This is a genomic window from Bailinhaonella thermotolerans, assembly GCF_003594875.1.
Classification (GTDB): Bacteria; Actinomycetota; Actinomycetes; order Streptosporangiales; family Streptosporangiaceae; genus Bailinhaonella; species Bailinhaonella thermotolerans.
Genome location: NZ_QZEY01000008.1, coordinates 99,812 through 121,729 on the forward strand (window position 1 = coordinate 99,812; position 21,918 = coordinate 121,729).

General features: G+C 73.8%; 20 protein-coding genes. 12 read left to right on the forward strand and 8 right to left on the reverse strand.

Going from position 1 to position 21,918, the window contains the following annotated elements; all coding sequences use genetic code 11:
• Position 1 precedes the first annotated feature (1 nt).
• The 6 genes from D5H75_RS21245 (at position 2) to D5H75_RS21270 (ending at position 6,859) form a co-directional block, all read left to right on the forward strand.
• Complete coding sequence (locus D5H75_RS21245) at positions 2 to 4,111, forward strand: non-ribosomal peptide synthetase (protein ID WP_202638363.1); 4,110 nt, start codon at positions 2 to 4, stop codon at positions 4,109 to 4,111.
• 76 nt (positions 4,112 to 4,187) lie between these two features.
• Positions 4,188 to 4,544 carry a BlaI/MecI/CopY family transcriptional regulator gene (locus D5H75_RS21250; protein WP_119928257.1) on the forward strand — a complete coding sequence of 119 codons (357 nt, stop codon included), beginning with the start codon at positions 4,188 to 4,190 and terminating at the stop codon, positions 4,542 to 4,544.
• A complete protein-coding gene (locus D5H75_RS21255; RefSeq protein ID WP_119928258.1) occupies positions 4,541 to 5,458 on the forward strand; it encodes a M56 family metallopeptidase in 918 nt (305 codons plus the stop codon). Before D5H75_RS21250 ends, D5H75_RS21255 begins: the two co-directional genes overlap by 4 nt.
• 120 nt (positions 5,459 to 5,578) lie before the next feature.
• On the forward strand, positions 5,579 to 6,025 hold the full coding sequence (locus tag D5H75_RS21260) for a helix-turn-helix domain-containing protein (protein ID WP_119928259.1): 447 nt from the start codon (positions 5,579 to 5,581) through the stop codon (positions 6,023 to 6,025).
• A 5-nt stretch (positions 6,026 to 6,030) separates the two neighbouring features.
• Complete coding sequence (locus D5H75_RS21265) at positions 6,031 to 6,435, forward strand: hypothetical protein (RefSeq protein ID WP_119928260.1); 405 nt, start codon at positions 6,031 to 6,033, stop codon at positions 6,433 to 6,435.
• Between the two features lie 97 nt (positions 6,436 to 6,532).
• The gene (locus D5H75_RS21270; RefSeq protein ID WP_119928261.1) at positions 6,533 to 6,859 is read left to right on the forward strand and encodes a DUF2516 family protein; all 327 of its coding nucleotides are present in this window, start codon (positions 6,533 to 6,535) and stop codon (positions 6,857 to 6,859) included.
• Here the strand turns inward: D5H75_RS21270 and D5H75_RS21275 are convergent.
• Positions 6,844 to 7,734 carry an SGNH/GDSL hydrolase family protein gene (locus D5H75_RS21275; protein ID WP_119928262.1) on the reverse strand — a complete coding sequence of 297 codons (891 nt, stop codon included), beginning with the start codon at positions 7,732 to 7,734 and terminating at the stop codon, positions 6,844 to 6,846. The two genes, D5H75_RS21270 and D5H75_RS21275, sit on opposite strands and share 16 nt — an antisense overlap.
• Before the next feature lie 41 nt (positions 7,735 to 7,775).
• Here D5H75_RS21275 and D5H75_RS21280 point away from each other — a divergent pair, with 41 nt between their 5' ends.
• Both D5H75_RS21280 and D5H75_RS21285 read left to right on the forward strand, forming a co-directional pair.
• The gene (locus D5H75_RS21280; RefSeq protein ID WP_119928263.1) at positions 7,776 to 8,519 is read left to right on the forward strand and encodes an alanyl-tRNA editing protein; all 744 of its coding nucleotides are present in this window, start codon (positions 7,776 to 7,778) and stop codon (positions 8,517 to 8,519) included.
• A gap of 39 nt (positions 8,520 to 8,558) precedes the next feature.
• A complete protein-coding gene (locus tag D5H75_RS21285) occupies positions 8,559 to 10,349 on the forward strand; it encodes a DUF2207 domain-containing protein (protein WP_119928264.1) in 1,791 nt (596 codons plus the stop codon).
• Between the two features lie 134 nt (positions 10,350 to 10,483).
• On the opposite strand, the gene D5H75_RS21290 is transcribed toward D5H75_RS21285, so the two are convergent.
• Together D5H75_RS21290 and D5H75_RS21295 are read right to left on the reverse strand one after the other, a co-directional pair.
• Entirely contained in the window at positions 10,484 to 11,431 is a 948-nt protein-coding gene (locus D5H75_RS21290) for an asparaginase (RefSeq protein ID WP_119928265.1), read from the reverse strand.
• A 131-nt stretch (positions 11,432 to 11,562) separates the two neighbouring features.
• Entirely contained in the window at positions 11,563 to 12,384 is an 822-nt protein-coding gene (locus D5H75_RS21295) for a beta-keto acid cleavage family enzyme (protein WP_119928266.1), read from the reverse strand.
• A 19-nt stretch (positions 12,385 to 12,403) separates the two neighbouring features.
• Between D5H75_RS21295 and dtd the strand changes: the two genes are divergently transcribed.
• Both dtd and lpdA read left to right on the forward strand, forming a co-directional pair.
• A complete protein-coding gene (dtd, locus tag D5H75_RS21300; RefSeq protein WP_119928441.1) occupies positions 12,404 to 12,829 on the forward strand; it encodes a D-aminoacyl-tRNA deacylase in 426 nt (141 codons plus the stop codon).
• 57 nt (positions 12,830 to 12,886) lie between these two features.
• Complete coding sequence (gene lpdA, locus D5H75_RS21305; protein WP_119928267.1) at positions 12,887 to 14,269, forward strand: dihydrolipoyl dehydrogenase; 1,383 nt, start codon at positions 12,887 to 12,889, stop codon at positions 14,267 to 14,269.
• A 203-nt stretch (positions 14,270 to 14,472) separates the two neighbouring features.
• On the opposite strand, the gene ygfZ is transcribed toward lpdA, so the two are convergent.
• Together ygfZ and D5H75_RS21315 are read right to left on the reverse strand one after the other, a co-directional pair.
• On the reverse strand, positions 14,473 to 15,456 hold the full coding sequence (ygfZ, locus tag D5H75_RS21310; protein WP_119928268.1) for a CAF17-like 4Fe-4S cluster assembly/insertion protein YgfZ: 984 nt from the start codon (positions 15,454 to 15,456) through the stop codon (positions 14,473 to 14,475).
• A 30-nt stretch (positions 15,457 to 15,486) separates the two neighbouring features.
• Positions 15,487 to 15,909: a Fur family transcriptional regulator gene (locus D5H75_RS21315; protein ID WP_119928269.1), complete on the reverse strand. Its 423-nt coding sequence runs from the start codon at positions 15,907 to 15,909 to the stop codon at positions 15,487 to 15,489.
• 210 nt (positions 15,910 to 16,119) lie between these two features.
• Here D5H75_RS21315 and D5H75_RS21320 point away from each other — a divergent pair, with 210 nt between their 5' ends.
• The gene (locus D5H75_RS21320; protein WP_119928442.1) at positions 16,120 to 16,518 is read left to right on the forward strand and encodes an iron chaperone; all 399 of its coding nucleotides are present in this window, start codon (positions 16,120 to 16,122) and stop codon (positions 16,516 to 16,518) included.
• Here D5H75_RS21320 and D5H75_RS21325 read toward each other — a convergent pair.
• Entirely contained in the window at positions 16,513 to 17,454 is a 942-nt protein-coding gene (locus D5H75_RS21325; protein ID WP_147425235.1) for a hypothetical protein, read from the reverse strand. The genes D5H75_RS21320 and D5H75_RS21325 overlap by 6 nt on opposite strands.
• 371 nt (positions 17,455 to 17,825) lie before the next feature.
• Here D5H75_RS21325 and D5H75_RS21330 point away from each other — a divergent pair, with 371 nt between their 5' ends.
• Positions 17,826 to 18,620, forward strand: a complete 795-nt coding sequence (locus D5H75_RS21330; RefSeq protein WP_119928271.1) for a GIDE domain-containing protein — start codon at positions 17,826 to 17,828, stop codon at positions 18,618 to 18,620.
• A 227-nt stretch (positions 18,621 to 18,847) separates the two neighbouring features.
• Here the strand turns inward: D5H75_RS21330 and D5H75_RS41785 are convergent, their stop codons facing one another.
• A complete protein-coding gene (locus D5H75_RS41785; RefSeq protein ID WP_202638364.1) occupies positions 18,848 to 20,473 on the reverse strand; it encodes a PLL family lectin in 1,626 nt (541 codons plus the stop codon).
• Positions 20,474 to 20,565: 92 nt separating this feature from the next.
• Positions 20,566 to 21,849, reverse strand: a complete 1,284-nt coding sequence (locus D5H75_RS21340) for an amidohydrolase family protein (protein WP_119928272.1) — start codon at positions 21,847 to 21,849, stop codon at positions 20,566 to 20,568.
• Positions 21,850 to 21,918 lie beyond the last annotated feature (69 nt).

The following is a 21,918-nucleotide window of genomic DNA, read 5'->3' on the forward strand; positions in this document are numbered from 1 at the left end:
CGTGAGGCGGCTGGCGATGACGGCGGCGCAGGCGGGGATCTGGGCCGGTCAGCGGCTCGATCCGGCGAGCCCGGCCTACAACGCGGCGGAGTACGTCGAGATCCCCGGGGCCGTGGACCCGTGGCTGTTCGAGAGCGCCGTACGGCTGGCGCTGACCGAGGCCGAGGCGCTGCACGCGCGGTTCGACGGCGAGGCGCAGGTGCTCGACGTCGGCGCGGACTGGCCGTTCCACCGGCTGGACGTGCCGGACCGGGAGGCGGCCGAGGAGTGGATGCGGGCGGACCTGGCGGTCCCGGCCGACCTCGCCCGGGGGCCGGTGTTCACGCAGGCCCTGCTCACCGCGCCCGATCGCGTCTTCTGGTACCAGCGCATCCACCACATCGCCGCCGACGGGTACTCCTTCTCGCTCATCGCCCGCCGGGTCGCCGCGACGTACAGCGCCCTGCTCCGCAACGAGCACCCGGGGCCGGGCTTCGGCCCGCTCGGACCGGTCGTGCGGGAGGACGCCGCCTACCGGGACTCCGAGCGGTTCGCCCGGGACCGCGACTTCTGGGTGGAGCGCTGCGCGGGCCGGGCCGAGCCGGTGACCCTGGCCCCGCCCGGGCCCGCCTCGCACCCGGCGATCCGCCGCACGGCTCCGCTGCCCGCCGATCTGGCGGCCACGCGGGGCCGGGCGAGCTGGGGAGACCTGGTGATCGCCGCCGTGGCCGCGCTCCTGCACCGGGAGACCGGGGCGGGCGAGGTGACGCTCGGGCTGCCGGTGATGGGCCGGATGGGCTCGGCCGCGCTGCGCGTGCCGTGCATGGCCATGAACATCGTGCCGCTGCGGATCCCCGTCGATCCCGCCGGGACGCCGCGCGCGCTCGCCCTGCGCGTGGCCGCCGAGCTGCGCGCGACGCGGCCGCACCACCGCTACCGGTACGAGGACCTGCGCCGCGACCTGGGGCTCGTGGGCGGGGACCGCCGCCTGTTCGGGCCGGTCGTCAACATCATGCCGTTCGACGACGAGCTGCGCTTCGGCGACGCGCGCGGCGTCGTCCACCGCCTGAGCGCGGGGCCCGTGGAGGACCTGTCGGTCGGCGTGCGGCCGGACGGCGCGGGGGGCCTGCGGCTGGACCTGGAGGCCAACCCGGCGGCGTACCGCGACGAGGACCTGGCGGCCGTCGAGCGCGGCCTGCTCGACCTCCTCGCCGACCCGGACGGCCCCGTGACGCGCCCGGTCGTCCTGTCCGGCGGCCCGCTCCGGGAGCCCGCCCGCCCCGTCCTCGACCTGATCGCCGCGCGCCCCGCCGGCGCGACCGCCCTCGTCCACGCCGGCCGCGCCGTGACGTACGGCGAGCTGCGGGCCGCCGCGGGCGACTTCGCCGGCCGCCTGGCCGGGGCCGGGGTGCGGCCCGGGGACCTCGTGGCCCTGCGCCACCCGCGCGGCGTGGAGGCGGTGACCGCGATCCTCGGCACCCTCGCCGCCGGCGCGGCCTACCTCCCGCTCGACCCGGACGGGCCCGCGTCCCGCGAACGCGACATCCTCGCCGACGCCCGGCCCTCCCTCCTGTCCACCCCCGGCGGGCTCCGCCCCCTGCCCGATCCCGCCGATCCCCTCGATCCCGACCGAGGGACCCCGGACGCCGGGGACGGGCTCGCGTACGTGATCTACACCTCGGGGTCCACCGGAACGCCCAAGGGGGTCGCGGTCGGGCGGCGGGCGCTCGCGAACTTCGTGGCCGGGGCCCGCGAGCGGTACGCGATCACCGAGCGCGACATGGTGCTGCAGTTCGCGCCGTTGCACTTCGACGCGAGCGTCGAGGAGATCTTCGTGACGCTGTGCTCCGGCGGCACGCTGGTCATCCGCACCGGCGAGATGCTGGAGTCGATCCCCCGGCTGCTGGCGGCGTGCGACGAGGCGGGCGTGACCGTGCTGGACCTGCCCACGGCGTACTGGCACGAGCTGGCCTACGCGGTGTCCACGGGCGCGGCGCGGCTGCCGGGGCGGCTGCGGCTGGTGATCATCGGCGGCGAGGCCGTGCTGCCCGAGCGGGTGGCGCGGTGGCACGAGGCGGTCGGCGGCGCGGTGACGCTGCTCAACACGTACGGGCCGACCGAGGGCACCGTCGTCGCGACGGCGGCGGAGCTGACGCCGGGCGATCCGGAGATCACCATCGGCGCGCCGCTCCCCGGCGTCCGCGTGGCCGTGGCGGGCGGGGAGCTGTGGCTGCTCGGGGCCGGGCTCGCCCGGGGGTACCTGGGCAACCCGGCGCTGACGGCCGAGCGGTTCCCGGCGGTCGCCGCGCTGGGCGGGGAGCGCGCGTACCGGACCGGCGACCGGGTACGGCCGCGCCCCGACGGCCGGCTGGTGTACCTGGGCCGGATGGACGACGAGTTCAAGATCAGCGGGCACCGGGTGGACCCGGCCGAGGTCGAGAACGCGCTCCTGAGCCATCCGTCCGTCCGCGAGGCGGCGGTGGTCGGGCGCACCGGCCTGGGCGGGGCGAAACGCCTGGTGGCGCACGTCGTGGCCGAGGACGGGCTGGAGGTCGCCGCGCTGCGGGAGCACGCCCGCGAGCGGCTGCCCGCCGCCGTCGTGCCCTCGGCGTACGTGCTCGCGGAGCGGCTGCCCCGCACGCCCAGCGGCAAGATCGACCGGTCGGCGCTGCGCGAGACGGCGGCGGAGGCGGCCGGAACCCCGGCCGCCGGGGACGCGGGCGTCGCGGCGAACGGGCTCGAACGGCTCATCCTGAGGATCTGGGCCGAGGTGCTGGGCCCCGGCGCCTACGGCCCGTCAGACGACTTCTTCGAGCTCGGCGGCCAGTCGCTGCAGACCATCCAGGTCGCCAACCGCCTCGGGGTCGAGCTGGGCCGCGAGGTCCCGGCGGCGACCGTCTTCCGCCACCCCACCCCCGCCGCCCTCGCCCACGCCCTCGGCCCGCGCCCGGCCGAGCCGTACGCCGGGGGGAGCCGGGCGCGGGAGCCGTACGTCGAGGACGCGGAACTGCCCGGGGGCCTCGTGCCGCCGGCGGTCCGGGCGGCGCGCCCCGCCGGCCGGGTGCTGCTCACCGGCGCGACCGGCTTCGTGGGCGCGCACCTGCTCGCCGAGCTAGCCGCCACCGGCGCCCGCGTCGTGTGCCCGGTCCGGGCGGGCGACGAGCGCGCCGCGCGGGAGCGGATCGGCGCGGCCCTCGGCGGGTACGGCCTGCGGGTGCCTCCCGACCTGGTGGAGGCCGTCCCGGCGGACCTGGCCGACCCGTCCGACCTGGCCGGGCTGCCCGGGCGGGCCGGAGAGGTGGACGCCGTCTTCCACGCGGCGGCCACCGTGAGCCTGCTCCGGCCGTACGGCAGCGTGCGCCGCGCCAACGTGATCGCGACCCGGGAGCTGCTGCGCGCCGCCCTGGCCGGGGGCGTGCCGTTCCACCACGTCTCCACGGTCGCGGTGGGCGCGTGGCGCGAGGACTTCGTCGGACCCCATGACGGGCTGCGGGACGGTTACCAGCAGAGCAAGTGGGCCGCCGAGCACCTGGTCCGCCAGGCGGGCGAGCGCGGCCTCCCCGTGGCCGCCTACCGCCTGGGCCGCGTCGTGGGCCCGACCGCCACGGGGTACGTCAACCCGCAGGACATCGTGTGGCGCATCCTGCGCACGGCCGTCGAGGCCGGGGCGATCCCCGACCTGCCCGTGGCCGAGCCGTGGACCCCGGTGGACCACGTGGCGCGGGTCCTGGTGCGGCTCGCGCTCGGCGGGGCCACCGGCGTCTTCAACGTGGTGCCCGCCGAACCGGTCCGCTTCGCCGACGTCGCCGCCTGGACCCGGGAGTACGGCTACCGCCTGGACCCCCTCCCGCTGCCGGCGTGGCGCCGCCGCCTGGAGTCGTCCGGCATCGACCCGGCCACGCTGGCGTTCTTCGACCTGCACGCGGCCCCGGCGGCGGACCCGGTCCCGGCGGACGTGATCCCGGCGGACGCGATCCCGGCGGACCGGCTGGCGCGCGAGCTGCCCGGCGCCGCCTTCCCCGAGATCGGCCGCGACGCCGTGCACGCCTACCTGGACCACTGCGTCAAGACCGGCCTCCTCCCCCACCCGTCCCCCGGCGCCGGGGAGACGTCCCGGGACGGCGCGAGGTGAGCTCCGCGCCCGGCCGGGGCGTGAGACCCCTCACTTCTTCGACAACGCGTAGTACTACCGCATGTAAAGTGGAGGGGTGAAGGGCCTCGGTGATCTCGAACGCAGTGTCATGGACGTGTTGTGGGCGCACGCGGGACCGCTGACCGCGCGGGACGTCAGCAAGGCGATGGCCGACCGGGATCTCGCGCCCACGACGGTGATGACCGTGCTCGACCGGCTCACCCGCAAGGGTTTCCTGCTGCGCGAGCGCGACGGTCGCGCCTGGCGTTACCGGCCGGCCGAGAGCCGTGACGCCTACGTCGCCGAGCTGATGCTGGGCGCGCTGGACATGACCGGGGACCGGGACGCCGCGCTGGCCAGGTTCGCGCAGTCCGTCACCGGCTCCGAGGCCGAGACCCTGCGCCGCGTCCTCGCGGAGCTGGAAGAGAAATGATCGTCCTCGCGTTCGCCGTGCTCGCCGCGATCTGCGTTCTCGGGGCGGTACGGCTGCGCGGCGCGAAGTGGCCCTGGCGCGACCCCCGGCCGGTGGTCGTGCTGTGGCAGGCGCTCGGCCTGACCTGGGGACTGGCCACGACGGGCGCGCTGTTCGCGTACGGCGTTGAGCCGTTCGGCCTGGGCGTGTTCCGCGGGCTGGTCGCGCTCACCGCCGAGACGGTGGTGTCCGGGCCTCCCCCGCTCGGCGTGGACCACTACGTCGCGCTCCTCCTGGGCACCGGGCTGCTCGGACTGCTGGTCGGGGTGCTCGCGGTGGCCACGGTCCATGTGTTCCGCGCCCGCCGCCGCCACCGGGCGATGCTGTCCCTCGTGGGGCGGGGCACGCCCGAGGTGCCCGGCGTGCTCGTGCTGGACCACCCGGCCGCCGCGGCGTACTGCGTGCCGGGCCTGCGGCCCCAGGTCGTGATCAGCGAGGGCACGCTGCGGCTGCTCAAGGACGCCGAGCTGGCCGCCGTCCTCAGCCACGAGGAGGCGCACGTCCGGGAGCGCCACGACCTGGTGCTGCTGCCGTTCGCCGCGCTGCGCAAGGCCCTGCCGTTCTCCGAGGTGGTGCGCGAGGCGCAGTCCTCGGTGGCGCTGCTGGTGGAGATGTGCGCCGACGACCACGCCCGCAAGCGCCACGGCCCCCGGCTGCTGGCCACCGCGCTCCTGCGCTTCGGCGCGGCGGGGCACACGCCGGCCCCGCACGGCGCGCTCGGCACCGTCGGCTCCGCCCAGGGCGAGATGCTGGCCCGGGTGGACCGCCTGCTCACGCCGGGCCCGGCGCTCCCGCTGCGCCTGCGCCTCGGCCTGTTCACGGTGTCCACGCTGCTGCTCCTGGCGCCGCCGCTGCTGTGGTTCCTCCCGGCCTGACCGGTCGTCCCTGACCCGGCCCGGGGATGCGGCTCGGGCCGTACCCGCTCACACTCAAGGTGCTTGCAAGTGTTAGCCGTGGAGTTTGCAATAGCAAGCAGAATGACGCAGACTGGGGTCATGGCGACACTGAAGGTCGGCTCGATCGGCGAGTACATCCGCGAGCAGCGGCAGCAGGCGAAGATCTCGCTGCGCCAGCTCGCCGCGCAGGCGGGTGTCTCCAACCCCTACCTCAGCCAGATCGAGCGGGGACTGCGCCGTCCCAGCGCCGAGATCCTCCAGCAGATCGCCAAGGGTCTGCGGATCTCCGCTGAGGCGCTTTACGTGCAGGCGGGCTTCCTGGACGAACGGGAGCCCGACAGCAACGTGCTGGCGGCGATCCGGGCCGACACCGCGATCACGGAGCGGCAGCGGCAGGTGTTGATCGACATATACGAGTCGTTCCGCAAGGAGAATCGCGCGGGGGAAGCCGGGGAGACCGCCGACGACGAGGGCGAGGACGCCGTCGCCGTCGATCCCCGGGAGAACGGCGAGATCAAGGCAGACACGAACATCCAGGAAGGGTGACCCGTATGACGCTCGCCTCCGAAGTCAAGAAGATCACTGAGTCCAAGCCGTTCTACGCGGCCGCGGGCATCGGCGACCTGGCCGTCGAGAAGCTGCGCGAGCTGCCCGACCGGCTGGCCAAGCTGCCGCGCACCCGCGAGCAGATCCGCGCCGAGTTCGGCGACCTGCCCGAGACCGCGCGCCGGTACACCACCACGGTCACCGACCGCGCGGGCAGGATCTACGAGGACCTGGCCGCTCGCGGCAAGGACATCGTGGAGCGGGTGAACCGCCAGGCCGCCACCCAGCAGCTCGAGGCCTCGGCCAAGTCCACCGCGCGCAAGGCGGGCGCGACGGCCGAGGAGGCCAAGACGACCGCCAAGACCGCGGGCAAGGCCGTCAAGGCCGGCGCGAGCAAGGTCGGCGACTGACGCACGAGCGCGAGGCCCGTCCCGGTTCGGGGCGGGCCTTCCGCGTCCGCGGGGCTATACGCTGGGATGGGAAACCGAGCTGACGGGAGGCGGCTGGATGATCGCCGTGCATGGTGTCCTCCACATCATCTTCTGGGCGCTGGCGATCGCGGCGTTCGCCTTCGAGGTCTTCGCGCTGGTCCACGCCATCCGCACGCCCGCGAACTCCTTCGTGGCGGCGGGCAAGCAGACCAAGAACCTGTGGCTGATCATCCTGGGCCTCGCCACGCTGTTCGGCTTCTCCGCCGCCGTCCAGTTCCTCGAACCGCTGAACATCTTCACGATCGTGGCCTTCATCGCCGCCGCGATCTACCTGGCCGACGTCCGCCCCGCCGTCAGCGGCAGCCGCGGCGGCTCCAGCCAGGGCCCCTACGGCCCCTGGTGATCCGGCGGCCGGCGATCCGGCTCGCGGCGATCCGGACCCTGCCGGTCCGGCCCCTGGCGGTCCGCCCCGTGGCGATCCGGCTCGGCCGGGCGCCCCGCGCGCTCAGGCCGTACGGCGGTGCCGGGCAGCACGACGCCGGTCGGGCCCGGGCGTAGCAGGTCGGGGATCGGGCCGGTCAGGGTCAGGCCCAGGCGGCGCAGGGCGTCGGTCAGGCGCTCGGCCAGGCGGCGGTGCCCCGCGTAGGTCGGGTGGACGCCGTCGGGCAGCAGGAACCTCGCCGCCTCGCTGCGGCCGTCCCCGGGGTCGCCGCCGATCCAGCGTTCGCCGACCGGGTCGATGAACGGCACCTCCATCTCGGCCGCGGCCCGCGCCATCGCGTCGCGCACCCCCACCGCCGCCTTCGGCGGATCCCCCACCCACAGCGGCCCCACCAGCGCGGCGGGCACGCCCGGCCAGTGCGACTCGATCCGGCCCAGCAGGTCGGCCACCCCGTCGGCGATCACGCTCGGGTGGTGCCTGCGGTCGTTGTGACCGCCCGAGACGATCACCAGGTCGGGTGCGGGACGCCAGGACAGCTCCCGCTCGAACGCCGCGCGGAAGTCCTTGCCCGCCCGCCCCGGCTCCACCAGCCCGGTCCCGGAGGCCCCGGCCGTGATGATCTGCCAGCCCAGGGTGCGGGCGACGGCCGCGGCGTAGGTCCGCTCCCCCGGCACGCCCCGGTGCCCCACGGTGAAGCTGTCGCCGATCACCATGACCACCGGCGCGCGGCGCGGCGGCGCTGGACGGTCGGCGTACTCCCGGTGGGGAGCCTCCTGGGCGCAGGACGTCAGCGTGATCAGGGCGAGCGGAACCGCCGCCGATGCCACCCTCCGCATGCGTCCCCTCCGACTGGATCACACTGGCTAGGCTGGATCACATGAGTGATCGCCGGGCCGACCGCTACGGGCGCACCGAGCGCCTCGAACTCGCCGACCAGTCGCTCCGGGACTGGGAGGCGGTCACCCTCGACTCGTCGCCCGAGGGGATAGTCCTGAGCAGATCGGCATTCTATCCAGGTGGGGGCGGTCAGCCGGCGGATCACGGCGTTCTCCTGTGGCAGGGTGTCGAGACCCGGATCGCGGGCGTGCGCAAAGGGGACGATCTCTATCTGATCCCCGCCGAGGGCGACCCGATCCCGCCCCCGGGGACGGTCGTGCGCGCGGCGGTGGCCGACGAGCGCCGCAGCGCGCTCATGCGCACCCACTCGGGGCTGCACGTGCTGTGCGGGGTCGTGTTCCGCGACTACGGCGCGCTCGTGACCGGCGGGAACATGGAGCCGTTCACCGCGCGCATGGACTTCAACCTGCCCGAGGTGCCGCCCGGCTTCAAGGAGGCGGTCGAGGCGGCCTGCAACGCCGAGGTGGTCGCCGACCGGCGCATCGACGTCAAGGTGCTGCCGCGCGCCGAGGCGTTCGAGATCCCCGACATCATCCGGACCGCGACCAACCTGGTGCCGCCGGAGGTCGAGGACGTGCGGATCGTGGACATCGTGGGCCTGGACACGCAGGCGGACGGCGGCACGCACGTCGCCTCGACCAGGCAGATCGGGCGCATCAAGGTCGCCAAGATCGAGAGCAAGGGGCGCGGGTTCCGCCGCCTCCGCATCCAGATCTCCGACTGATCTATAGCGATTTCTCCCGCCCCGCTAGGCTTCGCTGCCATGGCGGGAACCCGAGCACTTCGCACGTTCAGCGCGCTGCTGACCCTGGGCGCGGCCCTCGCCGCCCCCGCGTCGGCGTTCGCCTCAGCGACCGGGGAGGCGGGCGCGGGCCGTACGGCGGGCGCGGTGGGCGCGAGCCGTACGGCGGGCGCGGCGGGAGCCGTCCCGGCCGGGCAGGCCCAGGGCGCTGCCGCCGGGAAGGTGGTCAGGGACGAGATCACGCTGGAGCTGGACAAGAGCGGGCTCGTGCGGGTCACCGAGAAGGCCGTCGTGGAGGGCGCCGGGTTCGAGCGGGCGCTGGTCACGCGGACCCGGCTGAACGACGAGCACGACCGGCTCTACAAGATCTCCAATATCCGGCTGACGCGCGGCCAGGCCGCCGTGAAGCCCGAGGTGGACGTGCGCGGCGACAGCACGGTGATCAGGGCGCCGGGGTCGGGCCGCCAGGAGTACACCCTGAAGTACGACGTCAGCGGGGTCGTCGCACCGGTGCCCGGGGGCGAGGAACTGCGCTGGCACGCCGGCGGCGGATGGGCCGTCCCCGCCGAGGCGGTCAAGGTCAAGGTCACCGGGCCCGCCCCGGTGCAGAGCGTGAACTGCTTCGCCGGGCACCTCGACTCGGCGGTCGGGTGCACGGGGATCTCGATGGAGCACACCGGCCTGGCGGCGGACTTCGAGCAGGGGAAGCTGGCGCCCGGCGAGGTCATGACGGTGATCGTCGGCTATCCCTCGGGCGCGACGGGGGCCCGGCCGCTGCTGGAGCGGCGCTGGACCTTCCAGAGCGCGTTCACGCTGAACTGGGTCACCGGCGGGGCGCTGCTCGGGCTGGTCGCGGTCCTGCTCGGCGGCGTCGGCCTGCTCGTGTGGACCCGCGGCCGGGACGAGCGCGTGGTCGGGGCCGAGACCCGGGCGGGCGACCACGCGCCGATCTCGCGGGACGGCGGTCGCACCGAGTTCGCGCCCCCGGACGGCGTGCGGCCGGGGCAGATCGGCACGCTCCTGGACGAGCAGGCCGACGTGGTGGACGTGACCGCGACCATCGTGGACCTGGCGGTGCGCGGCTACCTGATGATCGAGGAGCAGCCCCGGCGGGCGTACGACGCGCCGGACTGGAAGCTCGTGCGGAACCCGAACGCGCCGGTGGGCGCGCTGCTGCCGTACGAGGCGGCGCTGTACGACGCGATCTTCGACGGGCGCGGGAGCGTGCTGCTCTCGCAGCTCCACGGCTCGTTCGCGAACGGCCTGGGCAAGGTACGCGACGAGCTGTACGACGACGTCGTGCGCCAGGGCTGGTTCGCGCGCCGCCCCGACGCGGTCCGCACGCGCTGGACCACGATCGGCCTGGTCATCGCGGTGCTGGGCATCGCGGTGACCGTCGCCCTGGCCTGGTTCACGACGTACGGCCTGCTGGGCCTCGCCCTGATCATCGCGGGGGCGGCGCTCGCGGTGGGCGGCCAGTACATGCCCGCGCGGACGGCCAAGGGCGCGGCGGCGCTGGCGCACACCCTCGGCTTCCGCGACTACCTCTTCCACGGGCGGGTCGAGGACGTGCCGGCGGACAAGCGCGTGGAGCTCTTCTCCCGCTACCTGCCGTACGCCGTCGTCTTCGACAACGTGGACCACTGGGCGCGCTGCGTCGCCGAGTTCAGCGGGAACGGCGCCGAGGCGGACCACCTGTACTGGTACCACGGGCCCGCCGAGTGGGACCTGTCCAGGTTCGCCGACAGCATGCGCACCTTCACCACGACCACCTCGGGCGCCATCTCCGCGGCGCGGGCCCTGCGTTCCTGACCCGTCCCCGCGAGGCCGCGAGGACGGAGCAGGGCAAAGGACACGAGGGGCGACCCCGGAGACGGCTCAGCGGCCGCTCAGGGGCGTTTCAGCGCCCGCCCAGGGCCGTTTCGGCGGCCGTGTCGGCGTCGTGGTCAGGGGCGGCCCTGGGTGAGGGTCTGGGCGCTCACGTGGCCGACGGGACGGCCGCCGCCGAGGATCGCGGGGGCGGCCAGCTCGGCCAGCTCCGGGGCGTCGAAGTCCAGGTCGCGCAGGAGGGCGACGGTGGCGGGGACGCGGGCGCGGACCGCGCCGTCCTCGACCTTGATCGCGCCGGCCCGGCCGTCGGCGTGGGCGAACACGTCCACGCCCTCGGCCCCGGACTTCAGGAGGAGCCCGGGCAGGGCGCGCATCAGGGCGGCCTCGGGGCGGGTGGTGCCGGAGGTCCACTCCGGATGCGCCCGCATCGCGTCGGCGACGCGGCGCTCAGGCGTCCCCTCCTCGGCGAGCACCAGGTCGCGGAACGCGTGGGCGACCGCCGACAGCGACACCACGAACAGCGGCGCGCCGCAGCCGTCCACGCCGGTCGCGGCGATGCGCTGGCCGGTCAGGTCCTCCACGGTCTGGCGGATGACACGCTGGAGCGGGTGGGCGGGGTCGAGGTAGCTCTCCAGCGGCCAGTCGTTGGCCACGCAGGTCAGCAGCATCGCGGCGTGCTTGCCCGAGCAGTTCATGCGCAGGCGGCTCGGCCGGCCGCCGCTCGCCAGCAGCCGGTTGGCGACCTCCGGGTCGAGCGGGAGGTCCACCGGGCACTGGAGCGCGTCCTCGGTCAGGCCCGCCGAGCCGAGGATCTTCAGGACGCCCTCGACGTGGAAGTCCTCGCCCGAATGGCTCGCCGCGGCCAGCGCCAGCAGCTCCCCGTCGAGCTGGAGCCCGGCGCGCAGCATGCCGAGCGCCTGGAGCGGCTTCATCGCCGAGCGCGGCGAGACGAGCGCGCCCGCCTCGCCGTACTCGATGACCCGGTCCCCCGAAGCGCCGAGCCCGATCGCCCGGACCCGATGCCGGGACTCCACGAATCCCGAGCGCACCACCTCAATGATCATGCAGGTAACGGTACCCCGAAAAGCGCAAATCGCCCATCCAACCCCATACTCCGTGGTAGGGGTCTACCTGGCCAGGCGGTCCACTTGACCCGGCGGCCCGCTCGGTCCGGCGGCCTGCTTGACCGAGAGGTCTACTTGACCGAGAGGAACTCGCGGGCGCGTGCGGGGTCCATCGGCGGGCGCTGGATGAGACGTGCCGCCTCCGCCGCCCGCGCGACCAGTTCCGCGTTGTCGCGGACCGGCCGGCCCCTGGCGTACGTGAGGGTGTCCTCCATGCCCACGCGCAGGTGCCCGCCCGCCGACAGCGCCGCGAACATCACCGGCAGGGTGGTGCGCCCGATGCCGGTGGCCGACCACGTCGCCCCCGCCGGGAGCGCCCGCACGGCCGCCGCGAGCGTGGCCGTGTCGCCGGGCATGCCGCCGGGCACGCCCATGACCAGGTCGCAGTGCACGTGCCCGCCGTACGGCTCGCCGTACTCGTCCAGCAGCCGGTGCAGCGCGGCGACGTGGCCCAGGTCGAACAGCTCGAACTCCGGCACCACGCCCTTGGCCTGGGTCGCCCGGTAGAGCTCGGCCATGAACGGCCAGGGGTTCATGAACACGTCGTCGCCGAAGTTGACCGTGCCGCAGGTGAGCGAGCAGGCGTCCGGCGCCGCGTCGAGCACGCGCAGCCGGTCCTCGTAGGAGTCGGTGACCGCGCCCCCGGTCGAGAGCTGCACGATCAGGTCCGTGCTCTCCCGGAGCGCGGCCACGGTGTCGGTGAGCCGGGCGAGGTCCAGCGTGGGCCTGGCCGCGGCGTCCCGGATGTGCACGTGGATCACCGCCGCCCCGGCCGCCTCGCACCGCCGCGCGGTCTCCACCAGCTCCTCCAGCGTGACCGGAAGGGCCGGGACCTCCGCCTTGTCCGCCTCGGCGCCGGTGGGCGCCACAGTGATCAGCGTCTCTGCCGTCATACCTGCGACAATGCACCCCATGCGCGCCGTAGTCCAACGTGTCAGTTCCGCCCGTGTCGTCGTGGACGGCTCGGTGACGGGCGAGATCACCGGCCCCGGCCTCATGGTCCTGGTGGGCGTGACCCACACGGACACGCGGGCCGAGGCGGCCAGGCTGGCCGCGAAGCTGTGGGGCCTGCGCGTCCTCGAAGGCGAGAAGTCCTGCTCCGACGTGAATGCCCCGCTCCTGGTCGTCAGCCAGTTCACGCTGTACGGCGACGCCCGCAAGGGCCGCCGCCCCACCTGGCAGGCCGCCGCCCCCGGCCCCGTCGCCGAGCCCCTGGTGGACGCGGTGGTGGAGGAGCTGCGCGCGCTGGGCGCCCACGTGGAGACGGGCGTCTTCGGCGCGGACATGAAGGTCACCCTGACCAACGAAGGCCCGGTCACCCTCATCCTCGACCTCTGAGCCGGACATGGGCCACCCCGCGACGAACCACCGTGACGGGGTTACTAGTGTCCAGGTATGAGCCACTTTGACGTCGTCGTTCTCGGCGCGGGCCCGGGCGGCTACACCGCCGCGGTCCGCGCCGCCCAGCTCGGCCTGCGCACCGCGGTGATCGAGGAGAAGTACTGGGGCGGGGTGTGCCTCAACGTCGGATGCATCCCGTCCAAGGCGCTGCTGCGCAACGCCGAGCTCGCGCACATCTTCACCAAGGAGGCCAAGACCTTCGGCATCAAGGTCGAGGGCAGCGTCACCTTCGACTACAACGAGGCGTTCACGCGCAGCCGCAAGGTGGCGGACGGCCGGGTCAAGGGCGTCCACTACCTGATGAAGAAGAACGGCATCACCGAGTACGACGGGCGCGGCGAGTTCCTCGACGCCAACACGATCCGCGTCAACGGCGAGACCGTCACCTTCGACCACTGCATCATCGCGGCGGGCGCGACCACGCGGCTGCTGCCCGGCACCAGGGTGTCCGACCGGGTCGTGACGTACGAGGAGCAGATCCTCAGCTCCGACCTGCCCGGGAGCATCGTGATCGCCGGGGCGGGCGCGATCGGCGTGGAGTTCGCCTACGTCCTGCACAACTACGGGGTCAAGGTCACGATCGTGGAGTTCCTCGACCGGATCGTGCCGCTGGAGGACGAGGAGGTCTCCGCCGAGCTGGCCAAGCGGTACAAGCGGCTCGGCATCGACGTGCTCACCTCGACCCGGGTGGAGTCGATCGACGAGTCCGGGCCGAAGGTGCGCGTCACCGTCTCCTCCAACGGCGAGCAGAAGGTGCTGGAGGCCGACAAGGTGCTCCAGGCGATCGGATTCCAGCCGCGCGTCGAGGGCTACGGCCTGGAGAACACCGGCGTGAAGCTGACCGACCGCGGCGCCATCGACGTGGACGGCCGGGGCCGCACCAGCGTGCCGCACATCTACGCGATCGGCGACGTGACCGCCAAGCTGATGCTGGCGCACGCCGCCGAGTCGATGGGGATCATCGCGGCCGAGACCATCGCCGGGGCCGAGACCATGGAACTCGACTTCGCGATGATCCCGCGCGCGACCTACTGCCAGCCGCAGATCGCCAGCTTCGGCTTCACCGAGACGCAGGCCCGCGAGCTGGGCTACGACGTGAAGGTGGCGAAGTTCCCGTTCACCGCGAACGGCAAGGCGCACGGCCTCGGCGACACCGCGGGCTTCGTCAAGATCATCTCTGACGGCACGCACGGCGAGCTGCTCGGCGCGCACCTGATCGGCCCGGAGGTCACCGAGCTGCTGCCCGAGCTGACCCTGGCCCAGCAGTGGGACCTCACGGTCCACGAGGTCGCCCGGAACGTCCACGCCCACCCGACCCTCGGCGAGGCGGTCAAGGAGGCGATCCACGGCCTGGCCGGCCACATGATCAACATGTGACCCACGCGCTGTGAGCGGGCCGGGATCCGTCCCGGCCCGCAGCCTTTCCCGGGCGTACGGCTCTCGCCGGCCTCCCCGGGCGGCTCGTGCCGGGCCCGCGCGGCCGTACGGCTCGCGCCAGGGCCGCCCCGGCGCGAGCCGTACGGCCGGGGCGGGAGCGGCCTCCGCGGGATGCGGGAGCGGCCTCCCGGATGCGGGAGGGGTCAGCGGATGCGGCGGCGCAGGCTGGGGTCGATCTGGACGTTGCGGCCGGCGTCCGGGGGGACGATGACGTCCTGGGTGGCCGCGACGCCGCCCGCCAGCAGGGTGGCGTCCACGGGGACCGTGCGCTTGACCAGGGCCAGGGCGATGGGGCCGAGCTCGTGGTGGCGGGCCGAGGAGCCCACGAAGCCGACCTTGGCGCCGTCCAGCTCCACCTCGGCGCCGTGCGGGGGCAGGGTGTCCACGCTGCCGTCGAGGTTGAGGAAGACCAGGCGGCGGGGCGGGTGGCCCAGGTTGTGGACGCGGGCGACGGTCTCCTGGCCCCGGTAGCAGCCCTTGGTGAGGTGGACGGCGCTGTCGATCCAGCCCACCTCGTGGGGGATGGTCTTGTGGTCGGTGTCGAGGCCGAAGCGGGGCCGGTGGGCCTCGATGCGCAGGGCCTCGAACGCCCAGATGCCCGCCGGGCGCAGGCCCAGCTCGTCCACGACGGCGGCGAGGCGGTCGCGCGGGACCAGCAGGTCGCGGCCGACCGCGATCGCGCCCGGGACCTCGGCGTCGGAGGACACAGTGACGACCGCGCGCTCGGCGGTGACGTCGGTGACCTCGACGCGGAGCATGAAGCGCATCGAGTCGAGGTACTTCACCAGGGGCCCGGCGGAGCCCGGCTCCACGTGCGCCCACACGGACTCGCCGTCGTCCACCAGCGTCAGGTGGTGCTCGACGTGGCCCTGGACGTCCAGGATCAGCGCCTCGGCCGGGGTGCCCGGCGCGAGGTCGTCGAGCTTCTGCGACGTGAGGTCGTTGAGCCACCGCAGCCGGTCGGCCCCGGACACCCGGACGACCTCGCGGTCGCCGCGATCGACCAGCCCCTCACCGCGCACCAGCGCGCGCTGTTCGGCGAAGGGGTCCCCGTAGTGCGCGGCGACGCCCTCGTCGGGGGACGAGGCGGCCACGGCCCCGGGCAGGCTCAACAGTGGGCTCTCCATGACTCCAAGCCTATGAGGTGATCGCGATGGTCAGGCTGAGCCGGCGCGGCAGTCGCTGCAGCGCCCGAAGACGGTCAGGTGGTGCACGTCGGTCTCGAACCCGAGCCGGGAGTCCAGCTCGGCCACCAGGCCCTCGACGATCTCCGGCTTGACCTCGGTGACCTTGTCACAGTCGCGGCACACCAGGTGGACGTGGTCGGCCTCGGACGCCAGGTGGTAGGTCGGCGCGCCGTGCCCCAGGTGGGTGTGCGTGACCAGGCCCAGCTCCTCCAGCAGCTCCAGCGTCCGGTAGACCGTGGAGATGTTGACGCCGCGGGCCGTGCGCTGCACCCGCGAGCAGATCTCCTCCGGCGTGGCGTGCTCCAGCTCGGCCACGGCCTCCAGCACCAGTTGCCGCTGCGGGGTGACCCGGTAGCCCCGCGCCCGGAGTTCCTCATGCCACGTCTCGGCCATGACGCCGAGTCTATGGCGTCCTTCACCCGCTCCGGATTCCGTCCGCGGCCGGGGGGGCGGCGAACCGGCCCGCGCGCCCCGCATAGCGAACACATAGCGGACGTATATGCCGTAACAGGCAGACTTCTCTCACACCGAACGACGAGGGAGAACACCGTGAGCGAGACCACCACCGCCTACGACGGGTTCACGGCCGAGGAGCGGGCCGCGATGAAGGACCACGCCCAGGAGATGAAGAAGGCGGCCCGCCGCACCTCGGCCGCGGAGAAGGCGGCGGAGGCCGCGCGGGACGTGCTCGCGAAGATCGCCGAGCTGGAGGGCTCGGACCGGGTCATGGCCGAGCGCGTCCACGCGGTCGTGACCGCCGCCGTGCCCGCCCTCGCCCCCAGGCTCTGGTACGGCCAGCCGGCCTACGCCCTGGACGGCAAGATCGTGTGCTTCTTCCAGCCCGCGTCGAAGTTCAAGACGCGCTACGCGACCCTCGGCTTCAGCGACCCCGCCCGGCTCGACGACGGCCCGATGTGGGCCACCGCGTTCGCCCTGACCGAGGTGACCCCCGAGGTGGAGGCGCGCATCGCCGATCTCGTCAAGCGCGCGGCCGGCTCATGACGACGAATCATCCGACTCATCCGACCAGGAGACCCGCGCCCACTCCGGCGGATCCACGTCCCAGTCCTCCAGGTACGGCAGGGCCAGCCCGTCGAGCCCGTCGAGGGTCTCCCGGGCCTGCCGGAGCAAGTCGTCGAGCGGCGCGAGCCGTACCTCCGCCGGGGCGAGGACCTCTATGATCCGCCCCAGGGCCTTCCGGTGTTGCTCGACGTAGCGCCGCATCGCCTCCTCGGGATACCAGAACTCGGGTGCGCGGAAGTAGCCGAATTCCGGGACGTCCTCATCCCGCGCATACGGCCACTTGTGCGCCAAGGACGACCGCTCCTCGCGTACCCTCCCGGCGAACTCCTCCAGCTCCGCCTGGACGTCGGCCGGCGTCTCCACCGTCGGCCGACCCGACATGGAGGTGTGCCAGTACACGGCGAGCCAGGGGCCGGCCAATGCCCGATCTCGGCCGTCGTACACCAGGCGTGGCCGAAGGCGGTAGAAGATCCTGCCAGGGGAGGCGCGCGTCTCCAGCCGCACCTGGAACCGGTCCACGTCCCCGCCCCTGATCACCTGTGAGAGCGGCACGGCGACCGTCGTCCCCGCGGCCTCGGCGACCGGGGGCAACAGGGCCTCGTACGTCTCGGAGGCGGGCACTCCCCCGCGTATCCCCCCAAAGCCGCACCAGGGCAGGAAGGGATTGCGGGGGGACGCGGCGTCGGCGATCTCCAAGTCCAAGCGCTTGAGGAACGCGGGCTGCCCGCCCAGGTTCCGCAGCTTGACGTCCAAAGTCGGAGGTGACGGCGGCCAGGCCTCCTCGTCATCGCGGAACAGGCCGACGTCGACCAGCTCCAGTTCGGACTCGCTACGGTCGCGCGCCCGCAACGCGGCCCACGCGCCCACTCCGGCGGCGGCGAGACCACCGGCGACGCCCAGGATCTCGGGGAGCATGGGGCGAACGTATGTCAGGTGCGCGGACCCCGCGAGGGGCGAGAGGAGGGGTGTTCGCCACCGGAAAAACACTTGCCTCCCTTCTCGTCCCTCGCATAACGTGCAAGCACGCGGAAAGGAGGTGGTCCAAACAATGGTTGATCATAATTGGACTAGCGAGGTGGCTGTCCGCTAGGTCGCCGACTCCGGACCCGTCCGGGCGTTCGACGCCTGGCGAATACACGGCAATCACCGGACCCCCGAACCACCGGCGGGCATTCGTGCCCATTGGTCCAGCCGGTCCTCCCAATCCCGGGAGGAGCAGTTCGGGGGTTTTTATATGCCCTGATCTGGGATCGTTGGGGGACTGTCCCCTCCCCCTGTGAGGTTCCATGGAGCCCACCACCGTCTTCGCGCTGGTCCTGGCGGTCCTCGGGGTCGCCGCCATCGCCTGGGGCGTGACCGCCCAGATCCGCCATCGGGCCATGGCGGCCGCCCCCACGATCGGCTGCGGCGACGTGCGCGACGTCGCCGACGACACGGGCGCGGTGACCTGCGAGGTCAAGGGCACTGCGGGCCCCGGGCCCGGCGGCCTCCTCAAGGCCCCCTTCTCCGGCACCCCCTGCCTGTGGCACCGCACCGTCGTCAAGCGCCGCTACCGCGCCACCGAGCGCGACAGCCAGGGGCGCAGCCGTACGGTCACCAAGTCCGAGACGGTGAGCGACGAACGGTCCTTCGAGCCCTTCCGGATCACCGACGTGAGCGGCGAGGTCCTGATATATCCGGAGAAGGCGGGTGTGGACCGGCCGACCGAGTCCGTGGACAGGTTCGAGCGCAAGGCCGCCGAGCCGCTCCCGGCCGACGGCGGCTTCGGGGAGATCGCGCTGGCCATCGGCGCCCGGCTGCTCGACGGGGACGACACGATCGGCTTCGAGTACCACGAGTGGATCCTGACCGAGGGCACCCCCGTGTACGCGCTCGGCGCCGCCACCCGCGACCTCACCCGGGACGCCGTCGCCATCCGGCCGCCCGCGCGCGGGCCGTACATCATCTCCACCCGCACCGAGGAGCAGCTCGCGGGCAGCTCCCGGATCCAGATGTTCGCCGGGTACGGCCTCGGCGCGGCCCTGCTGCTCGCCGCCGCGGCCCTGCCGACCGTCTTCGCGGTCCACCGGATACCCCTCTGAGACGCCCCGCTGAGCTGCCCCGCTGAGCTGCCCCGCTGAGAGGCCCCGCTGAGAGGCCCCGCTGAGACGCCCCTTTGAGCTGCCCGGCTGAGCTGCCCGGCTGACGCCCGGCTGAGATGCCGCGCCGAGCCGCCGCGCAGCCGTACGGCCGGGCGCCGCCGCCGTACGGCCGGACGCGGCGCCCGGCCGTACGGCGGCGGGACGGACGGCGGCGGGACGGACGGCGGTCAGACGGGGACCACGTCGAAGTAGGCCTTGTAGGACGAGCCCTCACCGGTGAACAGGCGGCTCTCGAACTTGTACGAGACGCCGTGGGTGCTCTGCCAGGGGGCGTGGGCGAGCGCGGTCAGGCGGTCGCCGGGCAGCAGGATCGTGTCGTGGCCGAGCTGGTCGTCGCCGGTGTCGAGCAGGCTGTTGATCGCGTCGGTGATGTCGGGCGCGAACTTGGCCAGGATCGCGGCGACGGGCGGGCCCAGCTTGGGGCCGCCGATCGCGGTGACCGCCGCCACGATGGCGTCGCTGGCCTTGGCCACGCCCTGGGCGACCTGGTCGCGGTACTTGTTGGGGTCGCCCTCGTCCCGCTCCATGCAGACGACGCCGAGCGTGAGGCCGTACGCCGGCCCCCGGTAGAGCTCCTGCTCGTCGGGGCGGCCCTCCCCCGCGTCCACGTCCTCGTAGACGCGGCTGGTGACGGTGCCGGGGGGCCCGTCGGGGCGGATCACGGTGGTGATGACGTACGGCTCGTCGGAGTCCGACATCTGGTCCCAGTCGGTCTCGCCGAAGCAGACCAGGCCCCGGTACCGGACGGCGACGTTGATGGGCGGCGGCTCGTACCAGTAGGCGGCCTGCACCGCGCCGTCCGGGGCGACCCACCAGAACTCCATGCTCTGCGGGATGCGGGCGACGGCGCTGATGCCGCCCTGCGGGGACATGCTGCCCGGCCCCGCGAGGGTGTAGCGCTGCCAGGCCCCGCCCTCGTACCAGTAGGCGGCGTCCACGGCCCCGTTCGGCGTGGCCCACCACAGCTCCATGCTCTGCGGGATCCGGGACACCGACGTGATGCCGCCCTGCGGGGACGCGCTGCCGGGGCCGGCGATCGTGTACCGCGACCACTGGTGCCCCTCGTACCAGAAGGCGGCGTCCACGGCCCCGTTCGGCGTGATCCACCACAGCTCCATGCTGCTGGGGATGCGCGAGACGGACGTGATCCCGCCCCGGGTGGAGACGGTGCCCGCGCCGCCGAGGTTGTACCGCTGCCACTGGCCGCCCTCGTACCAGAACGCCGACTGGAGGGAGCCGTCCGGGCCGGGCCACCACAGCTCCATCGTGTTCGGCTTCCGGGAGAGCGCGGTGATCTGCCCCTCCGGCGCGATGCTCCCGGGCCCGGACAGGGTGTACCGCGACCACTGGTGCCCCTCGTACCAGAAGGCGGCGTTCACGGACCCGTCAGGCGCGGCCCACCACAGCTCCATGGTGTTCGGCCTGCGGGAGAGCACGGTGATCCCGCCGTCGGGCGAGGCGCTGCCGGGGCCGGCGAGGGTGTACCTCGACCACTGGTGCCCCTCGTACCAGAAGGCCGCGTCCACGGCCCCGTCCGGCGTGATCCACCACAGCTCCATGCTGCCGGGGATCCGTGAGACCGCCGTGATGCCGCCCTGGGGCGAGACGCTGCCCGCCCCGGCCAGCGTGTACTGCTCCCACCGGCCGCCCTCGTACCAGAACGCGGCGTCCACCGCCCCGTTCGGCGCGGCCCACCACAGCTCCATGCTGCGGGGGATCCGGGACACGGACGTGATCGCGCTCTGCGGCGCGGCCCCGCCCGCGCCCTCGATGGTGTACCTGTTCCATCCCATGTCGGCCCCTCCTCGGGTCTCGGTAGCCCTCAGGCTCCGGCCGGGAGAGGCCCGGGTCATGAGTAGCCCCCTACCCAAAACCCGGCTCGGGTTCAGTGCGCCGCCGCCACCACGCCCTCGGTCACCCGCGCCGCCGCGTCCTGGGCGAGGCGGAGGCTCCGCCGTACGTCGGGGACGAGGGCGCCCGCGCGCTTGACCACGCGGCCCGCGACCAGGACGGTGTCCACGTCGCCCGGGTTCGCGGCGGTGACGACCGCCCCCACCGGGTCGTGCACCGGCGCCAGGCCGGCGGTCCCGGTGCGCAGGAGGACGACGTCGGCCTGCTTGCCCGGGGACAGGGAGCCGATCGAGTCCGCCAGGCCGAGGGCCCGCGCGCCCTCGATCGTGGCCAGCCGCAGGACGTCCCCGGCGGTCGGCGGCGTCTCGCCGTTCGCCAGGCACCGGGCGCGCTCGGCGGCGAAGGCGGCCCGCATCACGCCGAACATGTCCGCGGCGGCGCAGGTGACGGTGTCGACGCCGAGCCCCGTGGGGACGCCGTGCGCGCGGAGCCGCCCGGTCTCGGGGAGGCCGTGGCCCATCTGGCATTCGACGACGGGGGCCACCGAGGCGGCGCCGCCCGTGTCGGCGATCCGCCGCAGCGCCGCGTCCGGCATGCCGTTGCAGTGCACGAACAACACGTCGGGCCCGAGCAGCCCGAGCCGGTCGAGCAGTTCCACGGGCTCCGGCCCCATCGCGTGCAGGCTGATCCGCAGGCCCAGTTCCCGCGCCAGGCGCCAGTCGGCGGCGGTCGCCCCGGCCGTGCCGTACACCGGGCCCCAGGCGGCGAGGGCGGGGGTGAGGAGACCGGCCGCGGGGAAGTGCTCGGCCAGCACCCGGCGCACCTCGCCCTCCTCGCGGTCCTCGTCGCGGGTGCCGCGGTGCGCGTACCCGAAGACGGCTCGCACGCCCGACTCCCTGAGCCCGGCGACGGCGGCGTCGGTGTGCGCGGGCGTGAGCTGGATCTGCGACCAGTCGTAGACGGTGGTCACGCCCGCGTCGAGGGCCTGCAGCGCGCCCCACAGGTTCGCGGCGTACACGTCGTCAGGCCGGAACGCGGGGGCGAGCCGCCCGATCACCAGCGCGAAGTAGTCGTCCAGGGTGGCGTCGGGCGCGATCGAGCGGAGCACGCTCTGCCACAGGTGCCGGTGGGTGTCGACGAAGCCGGGCAGCACGAGGTGGCCGGCGGCGTCGATCACCTCGTCGGCGGGAGTGCCACCCAGACCGGGGCCGACCGCGCTGATCACGCCGTCCTCGATCAGCAGATCGGTGCCCGGCAGGGCGCGGGGGCGGGACGGCACGGTGTCGATCAGCACGCCACCGGTGATGAGCACGCGCATGGGGTCTCCCTCGGGGGACGGAAGAAGCTGTCGTAAAAGCTTTTGAAAAAGCTATCGCGAAAGCTATCA